Here is a 12,127-nt window from a genome sequence, read left to right on the forward strand (position 1 = left end):
CCTGCGTCGGGACGGGCGGCGGCGCAAGCCGGGATCGGTGGGGCTCGCGCCCCTATGCGGAGGCCCGCATGTCGCAGCGGAAACGCCGGGACCGGCTGTGGACGGGGCGGAGGCGAGTCCCTATTAAAAAATTCAACAGAAACCGTCCGCCTCCGCCGGAGACGGAACGGCCTGACCGATAATTCATGAGGACGCCCATGCTGTCACGGCGCGGAATGCTCGCGACGGCGGCTCTGTCGCTGGCCGCGACGCTGCCGATGGCGCGCCGCGCGCAGGCGGCGGGCGAGACGTTCCGGCTCGGCGTTCTGCCCTTCGGCACCGCCTCCTGGGAGGCCGCGGTCATCAAGGCGCGGGGCTTTGATACGGCCAACGGCTTCACCCTCGATATCGTCAAGCTGGCCGGCAACGATGCCGCCCGCATCGCCTTCCTTGGCGGTCAGGTCGATGCCATCGTCGGCGACCTGATCTTCGCCGCCCGCCTCGGCAATGAGGGGCGGGGCGTGCGCTTCTCGCCCTACTCCACCACCGAGGGCGCGCTGATGGTGCCCGCCGGAAGCCCGATCACGGATCTGAAGGGGCTCGCGGGCAAGCGGCTCGGGGTGGCGGGCGGTGCGCTCGACAAGAACTGGATCCTGTTGAGGGCGCAGGCGCGCGAGACGGCGGGGCTCGAGCTCGAGAACGTCGCGCAGATCGCCTACGGCGCGCCACCGCTGCTGGCGCAGAAGCTGGAGACCGGCGAGCTCGACGCGGCTCTGCTCTACTGGCAGTTCTGCGCCCGCCTCGAAGCCAAGGGCTTCAAGCGGCTGATCTCGGCCGACGACGTCATGCGGGCCTTCGGCGCCAAGGGTGCGGTCTCGCTGATCGGCTATCTCTACGAGGGCCACACCGTGGCCGACCGGGGCGAGGTGGTGCGCGGCTTCGCCCGCGCCTCGGCCGCCGCCAAGGACGCGCTGGCGAACGAGCCGGCCCTGTGGGAGACGGTCCGCCCGCTGATGGCGGCGGAGGACGACGCCACTTTCGCCACGCTCAAGCGCGATTTCCTCGCGGGCATCCCACGCCGGCCCATCGCCGCCGAGCGCGCGGATGGCGAGCGCATCTACGCAGCCCTGGACCGGCTCGCGGGCGCGCAACTCCTCGGCGTGGGCAAGAGCCTGCCGCCGGACCTCTATCTCGACGCCTCGGGCAACGGCTGACGACGGCACGATGACGGTTCCGGCCCGCTGACCCTGCGCATGGCCCTACTCGCGCGCCTCCTCTCCCTCGCCGTCCTCCTCGTCCTCTGGCAGGGCCTCTCCGCCTATGCCGACACGCGGACCTTGCCGGCGCCGAGCGCGGTGTTCGCCTTCATCCTGCGCGAAGCGCAGAGCGGCAGCCTGTTCTTCAATGTCGGCGTCACGCTCGCCCGGGTCGCGGTCTCTTTCGTGATCGCCATGAGCCTCGGCGTGCTGCTCGGCATCGCGCTCGGCCGCTCGCGCCTCGCCGACCGGCTGCTCGACACGCCGCTCCTCGTCGTCCTCAACACGCCGGCCCTCGTCATCACGGTGCTGGCCTATGTCTGGCTCGGGCTGACCGAGACCGCGGCCATCGTCGCGGTGGCGCTCAACAAGCTGCCCAACGTCGCCGTCATCATGCGTGAGGGCGCCCGCGGCCTCGATCCGGGGCTTGAGGAGATGGCGACGACCTACCGCTTCGACCGGCGGACCTGGATCGCCCACGTGCTGCTGCCGCAGCTCCAGCCCTTCATGGTGGCGGCGGCGCGCTCCGGCATCTCGCTCGCCTGGAAGATCGTGCTGGTGGTGGAACTGTTGGGCCGTCCCAACGGGGTCGGCTTTGCCATCAACTATTACTTCACGCTCTTCGACGTCACCGCGGTGATCGGCTACAGCCTCGTCTTCATGAGCGTGATGCTCGCCCTCGATTCCCTCCTCCTCCAGCCCCTCGACGCCCATGTCCGCCGCTGGCGCTGAACCCGGCGCCGAGACGGCGCCGCTGCTGACGGTGCGCGTGGACCGCAAGGTCTATCGCAAGCGTGGCCGCAAGGCCGGCACCGAGGCTGTCGAGGCGGTGCGCGGCCTCGCCTTCGAACTCCATGCCGGCGAGATCACCTGCCTGATCGGGCCTTCGGGCGCGGGCAAGACCACGACGCTGCGCATCCTCCTCGGCCTCGACCGCGACTTCGAGGGCAGCGTGACGCCTGAGCCCTCCGAGGCCGGCATCGCGATGGTGTTTCAGGATCCGCGCCTGCTGCCCTGGCGCACCATCGAGCAGAACGTGCGGCTCGGCCTGCCACGCGAGCGAAGGGCGCGCGACCTCGACGGCCTGTTCGCGTCGCTCGGGCTCGCATCATGGCGCGCACACTATCCCGGCGCGTTGTCACTCGGGATGCAGCGCCGGGTGGCCTTGGCCCGGGCGCTGGCGCTGGAGCCGCGCATCCTCGTTCTCGACGAGCCCTTCGTCTCCCTCGACGATGCGGCGGCCGCGTCTCTGCGCGCACTGGTGGTCGAGGCGGTCGCCGGTTCCGGTACGAGCGCGCTGATGGTGACGCATAACGTGGCCGAGGCCATCGAGATCGCCGACCGTCTGCTCCTGGTCTCGCCCCGGCCCGCCCGGCTGCTGGCAGATTTGCCCCTCGACCGGCCGCGCCGCGAGCGGGACCGGGCCTGGGCCGACGCGACCCGCCAGGGCCTGGCCGCCCGCTTTCCCGGCATCGTCGCTCAGTAGAATCACGCCCGAGAGAATCGTGCGCTGCTCGAGCCGCAGGCGCATGGAATGCGCATCGGAGGCGGTCGCAGCCCGCTCCGCGCTGTCCCGTTGGGGACGTCTGCCGTTCCTTAAGGATAAACGGAGCGGTTCATTGCAAAAATTTCCCGACCGCCACGGGGCGGATCGAGCAGCTTGACGACCCCGTCTTCGCGTCGTTCGGCGGGTCGGATTGTTTGCAGTGCGGCATCGCTAGCGGGACTCCCCGGCCCCGATGGCAGGAATTAAAGTGCCACGGACGCATGGGCGATGGGAAAATTTGATCATCCCATGCGAGTGGCGCATTCGTATCCATGGTAAAGCACTGAAGCTCGTCAAAACAAACTTGAGAAGTGTGCGCTGCCCATCAAATTGTGCAACGCAAAATGCTGAATTTAGCAGGCAAGTTTCCTGATAAAGGGCCCTGTGAGTGCGACATTCGACGCGCGAAAGCGAGTTGACGGCGCCCGAAATTTTCTTAGAGTTCGTTCAAGCTTCGGTTTCGGGGAGCCGCTAAGGGATGCGGACCCAGCCGGGTAAGTCGCCGGGAACTATGGAATAATCCTAATTTCTGTGCGGCAGGCGCGAGCTGCCGGAGCGAATATCATCCCTGTCGCAAACAGCAGGTCAATCAACGGTGGGTAGCGGGCTGCTATCCAGCGGCGGATAAGACTTGTCGGAGGAATCCATGAGAGCGGTACATCTCCTCGCACTCGGTGCGGGTCTCGCGGCTGCAAGCCCGGCCCTCGCCAACGAAAGCGTTCTGAAGGGCGTCGCCAACCCGGCGGAGCAGGTGCTCCAGACGGTCGATTACGCCAACACCCGCTATTCCAAGCTCGACCAGATCAACGCCAGCAACGTCAAGAACCTCCAGGTTGCCTGGACCTTCTCGACCGGCGTGCTGCGCGGCCACGAGGGCTCCCCGCTCGTCGTCGGCAACATCATGTACGTCCACACCCCCTTCCCGAACATCGTCTACGCGCTGGACCTCGACCAGGGCGCCAAGATCGTGTGGAAGTACGAGCCGAAGCAGGATCCGTCCGTGATCCCGGTCATGTGCTGTGACACGGTCAACCGTGGTCTGGCCTACGCCGACGGCGCGATCCTCCTGCACCAGGCCGACACCACGCTCGTCTCGCTCGACGCCAAGTCCGGCAAGGTGAACTGGTCGGTCAAGAACGGCGACCCGTCCAAGGGTGAGACCAACACCGCCACCGTTCTCCCGGTGAAGGACAAGGTCATCGTCGGCATCTCCGGCGGCGAGTTCGGCGTGCAGTGCCACGTCACCGCCTACGACCTGAAGTCCGGCAAGAAGGTGTGGCGCGGCTACTCGATCGGCCCGGACGATCAGCTGATCGTCGACCCCGAGAAGACCACCTCGCTCGGCAAGCCGATCGGCAAGGACTCCTCGCTGAAGACCTGGGAAGGCGATCAGTGGAAGACCGGCGGCGGCTGCACCTGGGGCTGGTTCTCCTACGATCCCAAGCTCGACCTGATGTACTACGGCTCGGGCAACCCCTCCACCTGGAACCCCAAGCAGCGTCCGGGCGACAACAAGTGGTCGATGACCATTTGGGCGCGTAACCCCGACACCGGCATGGCCAAGTGGGTCTACCAGATGACCCCCCACGACGAGTGGGACTTCGACGGCATCAACGAGATGATCCTCACGGATCAGAAGTTCGACGGCAAGGACCGTCCGCTGCTGACGCACTTCGATCGTAACGGCTTCGGCTACACGCTCGACCGCGCCACCGGTGAAGTGCTCGTCGCCGAGAAGTTCGATCCGGTCGTGAACTGGGCCACCAAGGTCGACCTGGACAAGGGTTCCAAGACCTACGGCCGTCCGCTGGTCGTGTCGAAGTACTCGACCGAGCAGAACGGTGAAGACGTGAACTCGAAGGGCATCTGCCCGGCGGCTCTCGGCACCAAGGACCAGCAGCCGGCGGCCTTCTCGCCCAAAACCGGCCTGTTCTACGTCCCCACCAACCACGTCTGCATGGACTACGAGCCGTTCCGGGTGACCTACACCCCGGGCCAGCCCTACGTCGGTGCGACCCTCTCCATGTACCCGGCTCCTGGCTCGCATGGCGGCATGGGCAACTTCATCGCCTGGGACAACCTCCAGGGTAAGATCAAGTGGTCCAACCCCGAGCAGTTCTCGGCTTGGGGCGGCGCGCTCGCCACTGCCGGTGACGTGGTGTTCTACGGCACCCTCGAAGGCTTCCTGAAGGCCGTCGACTCGAAGACGGGTAAGGAACTGTACAAGTTCAAGACCCCGTCGGGCATCATCGGCAACGTGATGACCTACGAGCACAAGGGCAAGCAGCACGTCGCCGTCCTCTCGGGCGTTGGTGGCTGGGCCGGCATCGGCCTCGCGGCCGGCCTGACCGACCCGAACGCCGGCCTCGGCGCGGTGGGTGGCTATGCGGCCCTGTCGAGCTACACCAACCTCGGTGGCCAGCTCACGGTCTTCTCGCTGCCGAACAACTAAGTCGCTTGCGACATAGAGCCTAAAGGATGCCGGCGCGGGAAATCGCGCCGGCATCTTTATGATTTTATGATTATGCTGTAGGGCCTGCTTGGTAGCCGCACAGATTACGTTGCGGTGCAACATGATGGTCTCGGGAGAAACGTCGTTGTCTTCGATGAAAAGAACCGCTCTTCTTGGTCTCGTCGGTGCAGCCTTGCTCGGAGCGGTTCCCGCCGCCACCGTTGCCTTCGCCCAGGACGCCAAGCCCGAACTCGCCAACAAGCTCGATCCGAACGCGAAAGAGATCGACGAGCCGGTGCTCAAGGCCGCCACAGCGGCGAAGGAAGAGGACGGCAAGTACTTCGATAAGGACGGTCACCCGACCTTCCACATCACCAACGACGGCAAGAAGGTCGATTGGTTCACCTATTCCGGCTATCGCCGCTATCACGCCGAGTGCCACGTCTGCCACGGCCCGGACGGCATGGGCTCGACCTACGCGCCCGCTCTCAAGGACTCGCTGAAGCGCCTCTCCTACGAGGAGTTCTACGGCATCCTCGCCGGCGGCAAGCAGGAGATCAGCAACACCGCCAACCAGGTGATGCCCGCCTTCGGCGATAATAAGAACGTGATGTGCTACGCCAACGACCTCTACGTGTACCTGCGCGCTCGCGCCGCCGGTGCCTGGGGCCGGGCCCGTCCGGGCGAGAAGGAAGACAAGCCCGAAAGCGCCAAGACCGTTGAGAAGGAGTGCCTGGGCGGCTGATGACCCGCTCAAGCGCACCCGTTTCGGTCGCGGTCGCCGCGCTCCTGCTTTCGGCAGGGGCGCGGCCCGCTCATGCGCAGCACCTGCCGGATCTCGTCACGCAGGATGTCCTGCGTGTCTGCAGCGATCCCGGCAACATGCCGTTCTCCGAGCGCAAGGGCGGCGGTTTCGAGAACAAGATCGCGCAGATCGTCGCCGACGAGCTGAAGGTCAAGCTGCGCTATTACTGGTTGACCCAGGGACCCGGATTCGTCCGCAACACCCTCGGAACCGGCCTGTGCGACCTGATCATCGGTACGTCGGGCGGTGACATCGTCCAGGCCACCAACCCGTATTACCGCTCGGCCTATGTCCTGGTCGCGCGCAAGGGCGAGTTGGCGGACCTCAAGCGCCTCGACGACCCGCGGCTGAAGGACAGGCAGATCGGCATCATCGCCGGGACGCCGCCCTCCAACCGCCTGAGCGAGCTGAAGCTCGTCGGCGAGCGGATCCACGCCTACGCGCCCTACGCCTTCGGGGCCGAGCGCAAGCATCAGACGGTCGCGGCGGAAGTGATCGCAGATCTCGCCGAGAAGAAGATCGACGTGGCGATCCTCTGGGGGCCGGCCGCGGGTTGGCTGGCCAAGCAGAGCGGCGTGCCGATGGATGTCGTGCCGCTCCTCCACGAGCCGGGACGGCCGCCGCTGACCTTCCGTGTCTCGATGGGCGTGCGCCACAACGAGAACGACTGGAAGCGCAGCCTCAACACCGTCCTGCGCAAGCGCAAGGCCGACATCGAGGCGGTGTTGCGCGAATACGAGGTGCCGCTGCTGGCGGAGGAGGACACCAAGCCTCTCGATGCCGCGGACGAGTGATTCCCAATCGTGATGCGAAGGCCCGAACCCCGGTTCGGGCCTTTTCTCATTCCACCCGCTCGATTCCCGACGGATCGAGTTTGGCCAGAGCCTCCCTGACCGTCTCGCCACCGATGACGAGGTCGGGGGCGATCTCGGCCAGCGGCACCAGCACGAAGGCGCGCTCGCGCACGAAGCGGTGCGGCAGCACGAGGCGTTCGTCGGAAACCTGCGCCCCCTCATAGGCCAGCACGTCGATGTCGATGACGCGCGGCCCCCAGCGGCGCTCGCGGACGCGCCCGAGCGCCGCCTCGATCGACAGGCAGACCTCCAGCAACCCGTGCGGTGTCAGCTCGGTATCGATGGCGACCGCTGCGTTGAGGAACCAGTCCTGATCGGTGTCGCCCCAGGGCGGCGTGCGGTAATCGGCGGAGCGCGCCACGACCCGGATGCCGGGCGTTGCGGCAAGGTGCTCGACGGCCCCGGCCAGCATCGCGGCCTTGTCGCCGATATTGCTGCCGAGCCCGAGATAGGCGCGCGTCATCTGGTCTCCGTGGTCGCGACGCTGTCGGAACGGCCCCGCACGATCTCGATGGCCGCGTAGTCGAGCACGGCCGGGATCGGCGCGCTCGGCTTGTCGATCCGCACCGCGATCGTCTCGATCCGGGGAAACCGCGCGAGGCAGGTCTCGGCGATCGCCTCGGCCAGCGCTTCGATCAGGGCGAAGCGCCGGTTGGTGGCGATGTCCAGTGCGATCTCGGCGAGATCCGCGTAGCTCACGGTGGCGGCCACGTCGTCGCTGCGGCCGGCCGGTGCGAGGTCGAGCCGGCATTCCAACGAGATGTAGAAGCGCTGGCCGAGCCGCTCCTCCTCCGGCAGCACTCCGTGACGGGCGAAGACCGCGAGGCGGTGGACGAGGATGCGGTCAGCCATGGATCGTCCCACGCGCCCCCTCCGGGCGCATCACAGCGTCGAGCACCCGCAGCGCCTCGACATGCGGCGCCACGTCGTGGACCCGCACGATGTCGGCCCCGAGCGAGCCGGCGAGCACGTGCGCGGCGAGCGAGCCGATGAGCCGGTCCTGCGGCGCCGTCTCGCGGTCGTGCAGGCGCCCGAGCAGGCTTTTCCGCGAGACGCCGACGAGGAGGGGAAAGCCCAGTGCCCGAATTTCGGGCAGACGGCGCAGAGCTTCGAGATGCTGTTGCCAGCTCTTGCCGAAGCCGATGCCGGGATCGAGCACGATGTCGCCGTCGCGAATGCCGGCGCGGCGGGCGATGTCGAGGGAGCGCTCGAAGAAGCGCAGCATGTCGGCGATGATGTCGAGCGAGCCGTCGATCGTCTCGCGGTTATGCATGACGATGACCGGCGCGCCGTGGTTGGCGGCGACGCGGGCGATGTCCGGCTCGCGCTGCAGCCCCCAGACGTCGTTGACGAGGGTCGCGCCGGCCTTCAGGGCGGCCTCCGCCGTCGAGGCCTTGTAGGTGTCGATCGAGATCGGAACCGACAGGCCGGGCGCGACCGCCTCGATCACGGGCAGGACGCGGGCCTGCTCCTCCGCGGCCGGGACGGGCGTGTGGCCCGGCCGGGTCGATTCTCCGCCGATATCGAGGATGTGGGCACCGGCCTCCGTCAGCGCGGCAGCTTGCGCCCGCGCGGCATCGACTCCCTCGAACCGGCCACCGTCCGAGAACGAGTCCGGCGTGACGTTGAGGATGCCCATTACCAGCGTGCGCCGGCCGAGGCCGGGCAGCAGGGTATTCAGGCGCGTCGGCGGAGTAGAGTCGTCGGGCGGCATCGCGTCTCGAGGGTGAGGGGCCGAGTTTGCCGGCCTAGCCCCTCCGGCGGGGTTGCGCCAGATCGATTCCGTCCTGCCCCGCCGCGGCCCGTCCTCAGGAGGCGCCGCGATAGCAGCGGATCTCCGCCTCGGCCTGGGCGCGGCGCAGCTCGGCCACCTTGTCGTCGAACATCTTGGTCGACTTGAAGGCGGCGGTGCGCTGGCCGATGCCCTGGCGCATCGACAGGATGGTCGAGGCCTGAACGTAGCGGTCATAGGGCAGGATCGACGCCAGCGCGTCGAGGGAGCAGGAGCATTTCTCCAGCGCCTCGCGGGTCTGCCCGTTGGCGGCCATGCAGCCGAACACGTAATCGGCACGCACGTCGGTCGGATAGTCGTTGTCGTCGGCACGCGCGGGCGCGGCGAGCATCGCAGCCGCGAGCAACGTGGCGGCGAGCGCCTCAGGAATCCTTCTGGTCATAATCGAGCCTCTCTTCGAGGAGTTCGCCGCCATCCGGCTTCAGCGCACGGGCCTGGATCGAGACGATCTCTCCCGGCACGTCGGGCGCGACGACGAAGGTGTAGGTGATGGTTTCGAAGCCGCGCATCCGCTCCGACTGAGGATCGCCCGCGAACGGCTTCATCTCGACGCGCCAGCCCTCGACGGTCCGGCCCTTGAACGAGACCTGCATCGGCGTCACCGTCGCCTTCTCGCGCAAACCTTTTCGGATCGCGTTCTTGATGTAGCGCGGGTTGGCTTCCAGCAGGCTGGCGAGACCCTTCAGGTGGTTCTCGAGGAACAGGCTCAGCACGGGGTTGCCGGGCATGTCGGTGAAGGGCCCGGCCGGGAGGCGGTTGCCGCCGGAGAACATCTGCACGCGGATGTCGCGGCTCTCGGCGCTCTTGCCGGGCTCGACCGTGAGCTTGATCGCGTCGCTGAGCGGCGGCCCGTAGGGTCCGCGCTCGATGCCGCTGCGGCGCGCGTAATCGTAGGTCAGGGTGCTGCCGGGCGCGGTGTTCTTCATCTGCGGCTGCTCGAACAGCAGGTCGCTGGCGTCCGGTGCGGTGCCCTTGGTTGCCGGATTTTGGGCTGCCGTCTCCTGAGGCGCCGCTGGGGTGGTGTCGGAAGCCGCCCAGGCGGAAGGCGTCGTCACGAGGGCGGCCGAGAGGGCGACCGCCAGAAAGGATCGTCTCAAAGGGGTGCCTTTTCGCTCAACGGGTTTTGCACATTCGTCCCGATGCTGCGGTATATATAATCGGGCGGGGTCTCGGCAGCCTCTTCCTTGGCAAGATCCCGCATTTTCGCGTGCAGCGGCGAAAGGGAGCAGGCCGGATCGGTGTTGGCCGCGTCGCCCGTGAGCGCCAGCGCCTGGCAGCGGCACCCGCCCCAATCCTTCTCGCGCCGGTCGCAGGAGCGGCAGGGCTCCTTCATCCAGGACGTGCCGCGATAGGCGGCAAAGGCCGGGGACTTCGTCCAGATCTCGCCGAGCGCGTGGTCGGTGACGTACCAGAATTCGAGGCCGGGGATGGTTTCTGCGGCGTGGCAGGGCAGCACCTTGCCCTGCGGCGTCACGTTCATCAGCTTGCGGCCCCAGCCGCCGGCGCAGGCCTTCGGGTACTTGGCGTAGTAGTCCGGAACCACGAGGTCGATGACGAGCTGACCCTTGAGGCGCTCGCGCGCGGCCTCGACGATGCGGATCGACTCGTCGACCTGGCTCTTATCCGGCATCAGCGCGGCGCGGTTCACATAGGCCCAGCCGTAATACTGGGTATGGGCCACCTCCAGCCGCTTGGCGCCGAGCTTGACCGCGAGGTCGATGAAGCCCGGCACCTCGTGGATGTTGCCGCGGTGGATCACCGAGTTCAGCGTCAGCGGCAGGCCGAGTTCGGTGACCCGGGCAGCGAATTGCATCTTCTGCGGCTGCGCGTTCTTAAGGCCGCCGATCTTTTCCGCGTTGGCCGCGTCCACCCCTTGGACGGAGAGCTGCACGTGGTCGAGGCCGACGTCGTAGAGCGCGTCGAGCTTCGCTAAGGCACCGCCGACGCCGGAGGTGATCAGGTTCGAGTACAGGCCGAGTTCGGCGCATTTGGCCGTGATCTCGACGATGTCGGGGCGGGCGGTCGGTTCACCGCCCGACAGGTGGACGTGCAGCACACCGAGCCCCGCCGCCTCCGTCAGCACCCGCAGCCACGTCTGCGTGTCCAGCTCGGCCGAGCGCCGGTCGAGCTCCAGCGGGTTCGAGCAGTATGGGCAGCGCAGCGGGCAGCGGTGCGTCAGCTCGGCGAGCAGACCCACCGGCGCCGGAATGACGTCCACGGGGGAGGGGGCGGGTGTCGGTGCATTCATCGCTCCAGAACCCTTTTTTGCGCGAGGCCGGCCAGCATCGGGAGGATGTCGGCTTCGATGATGGCCGGGTCGGCGTCGTAGGTCTGACCCAGAATCTGGGCGATCTGCGAAACCGTGTTCCGGCCATCGACGAGCTTGAGGACCGCGACGGCGTTGTCGTCGAGGTCGAAGGTGCGCTCGGGGGCGAGCAGCACGTGCTTGTTGCGGACCTCGTCGAAGCGCAGGCGCACGCCGCGGGGCAGGCGCGGCACGTCACTGCCCGAGAAGGCCGTGGGTTCAGCTGTCGTCGCGGCGGGGCTGGCCGCAGCGGCGGGGCTGTCCTCGGCGGAGTTCGTCTCGGCAACAAGGCCCTCGCCCGGCTGCCAAGCATCCGGCGGCACCATGCCGGGGGCGACATAGGCGAAGTAGAGCGCATCGAGTTGCGTCCAGAGCACGTTGCACTTGAACGTCAACGCATCCATCGCCGCCCGCTGCATCTCAGGCGTGGTGGCGTGCCGCTTGACGTAGTCGAGGGCGAAATCGGCGTCGCGCGGGGCCTGGGTCAGGCGCTTGTCGAAATAGGCCAGCGTGTCCTTGGTGATGAAGTCGTAGTTCTTCAGCATCCCGGCGACGCGCTCGGAGATGATCGTCGGCGAGAACATCTCGGTCAGCGAGGAGGCGATGGCTTCGAGCAGGCTGCGCTCGGAGACGAAGTGGACATAGGCATCGACCGAGAAGCGGGTCGCCGACAGGATGCCCTTGGTCGAGAGCACGTAGTCGCGGGTGAAGCCGACGCCTTCGGCAAGCTTGAGCCAACGCTCGATGCCGCCGTCGCCCTCATGGTCGCCGTCGTGATCGACGATGCGCTGGCGCCAGATTCGGCGAAGCTGCGCATCCGGCAGGCGAGCCAGCAGCGCTGCATCCTTCACCGGAATCATCGCCTGATAATAGTAGCGGTTGAGCGCCCAGGCCCGGACCTGATCCTTCGACAGCTTGCCGTCGTGCAGCAGCCGGTGGAACGGGTGGAGGTTGTGGTAGCGCCGTGCACCGATATCGCGGAGCGCCGCCTCAAGCTCCTCGTGGCTCAGCAGGCGTTGCTCGGTGTCCGGGACGGGCGGCGGGAATTGGGCGGTCATGGCGTTCGGTTTCCCCCGAGCTTCGAGTCGCGTTTCCTGGATTTATTTTTAAATGGGGCCCGGTACCGATCGGGGCAGGG

General features: G+C 67.2%; 13 protein-coding genes. 6 read left to right on the forward strand and 7 right to left on the reverse strand.

Translation table 11 applies throughout. The features are described 5' to 3' along the window. Positions 1 to 197 precede the first annotated feature (197 nt). The 6 genes from MSPGM_RS09415 (at position 198) to xoxJ (ending at position 6,832) form a co-directional block, all read left to right on the forward strand. Positions 198 to 1,193 carry an ABC transporter substrate-binding protein gene (locus MSPGM_RS09415; protein WP_003597623.1) on the forward strand — a complete coding sequence of 332 codons (996 nt, stop codon included), beginning with the start codon at positions 198 to 200 and terminating at the stop codon, positions 1,191 to 1,193. Positions 1,194 to 1,232: 39 nt separating this feature from the next. Beyond that, complete coding sequence (locus MSPGM_RS09420; protein WP_003597622.1) at positions 1,233 to 1,967, forward strand: ABC transporter permease; 735 nt, start codon at positions 1,233 to 1,235, stop codon at positions 1,965 to 1,967. Continuing rightward, on the forward strand, positions 1,948 to 2,721 hold the full coding sequence (locus MSPGM_RS09425; protein WP_003597621.1) for an ABC transporter ATP-binding protein: 774 nt from the start codon (positions 1,948 to 1,950) through the stop codon (positions 2,719 to 2,721). The genes MSPGM_RS09420 and MSPGM_RS09425 overlap by 20 nt, the downstream gene beginning before the upstream one ends. 706 nt (positions 2,722 to 3,427) lie before the next feature. After that, the gene (xoxF1, locus tag MSPGM_RS09430) at positions 3,428 to 5,233 is read left to right on the forward strand and encodes a lanthanide-dependent methanol dehydrogenase XoxF1 (RefSeq protein ID WP_003597620.1); all 1,806 of its coding nucleotides are present in this window, start codon (positions 3,428 to 3,430) and stop codon (positions 5,231 to 5,233) included. A 193-nt stretch (positions 5,234 to 5,426) separates the two neighbouring features. Next, a complete protein-coding gene (gene xoxG / locus MSPGM_RS09435) occupies positions 5,427 to 5,978 on the forward strand; it encodes a methanol metabolism c-type cytochrome XoxG (RefSeq protein WP_012752609.1) in 552 nt (183 codons plus the stop codon). Beyond that, entirely contained in the window at positions 5,978 to 6,832 is an 855-nt protein-coding gene (gene xoxJ / locus MSPGM_RS09440) for a rare earth element methanol dehydrogenase accessory protein XoxJ (RefSeq protein ID WP_003597618.1), read from the forward strand. Before xoxG ends, xoxJ begins: the two co-directional genes overlap by 1 nt. Before the next feature lie 46 nt (positions 6,833 to 6,878). On the opposite strand, the gene folK is transcribed toward xoxJ, so the two are convergent. From folK to pqqC, 7 genes are all read right to left on the reverse strand, one after another. Then, entirely contained in the window at positions 6,879 to 7,355 is a 477-nt protein-coding gene (gene folK, locus MSPGM_RS09445; RefSeq protein WP_003597615.1) for a 2-amino-4-hydroxy-6-hydroxymethyldihydropteridine diphosphokinase, read from the reverse strand. Further along, on the reverse strand, positions 7,352 to 7,744 hold the full coding sequence (gene folB / locus MSPGM_RS09450) for a dihydroneopterin aldolase (RefSeq protein WP_003597613.1): 393 nt from the start codon (positions 7,742 to 7,744) through the stop codon (positions 7,352 to 7,354). Before folB ends, folK begins: the two co-directional genes overlap by 4 nt. Continuing rightward, a complete protein-coding gene (gene folP / locus MSPGM_RS09455) occupies positions 7,737 to 8,606 on the reverse strand; it encodes a dihydropteroate synthase (RefSeq protein WP_003597611.1) in 870 nt (289 codons plus the stop codon). Before folP ends, folB begins: the two co-directional genes overlap by 8 nt. Before the next feature lie 94 nt (positions 8,607 to 8,700). Continuing rightward, a complete protein-coding gene (locus MSPGM_RS09460) occupies positions 8,701 to 9,066 on the reverse strand; it encodes a hypothetical protein (RefSeq protein ID WP_003597609.1) in 366 nt (121 codons plus the stop codon). Then, the gene (locus MSPGM_RS09465; protein WP_003597606.1) at positions 9,047 to 9,781 is read right to left on the reverse strand and encodes a hypothetical protein; all 735 of its coding nucleotides are present in this window, start codon (positions 9,779 to 9,781) and stop codon (positions 9,047 to 9,049) included. The genes MSPGM_RS09460 and MSPGM_RS09465 overlap by 20 nt, the downstream gene beginning before the upstream one ends. After that, positions 9,778 to 10,932 (reverse strand): pyrroloquinoline quinone biosynthesis protein PqqE, encoded by a 1,155-nt coding sequence (gene pqqE, locus MSPGM_RS09470; RefSeq protein ID WP_003597604.1) that lies wholly within the window; start codon positions 10,930 to 10,932, stop codon positions 9,778 to 9,780. The genes MSPGM_RS09465 and pqqE overlap by 4 nt, the downstream gene beginning before the upstream one ends. Continuing rightward, positions 10,929 to 12,047, reverse strand: a complete 1,119-nt coding sequence (pqqC, locus tag MSPGM_RS09475; RefSeq protein WP_003597601.1) for a pyrroloquinoline-quinone synthase PqqC — start codon at positions 12,045 to 12,047, stop codon at positions 10,929 to 10,931. Before pqqC ends, pqqE begins: the two co-directional genes overlap by 4 nt. Positions 12,048 to 12,127 lie beyond the last annotated feature (80 nt).

Source organism: Methylorubrum sp. GM97 (assembly GCF_024347855.1).
GTDB lineage: Bacteria > Pseudomonadota > Alphaproteobacteria > Rhizobiales > Beijerinckiaceae > Methylobacterium > Methylobacterium extorquens.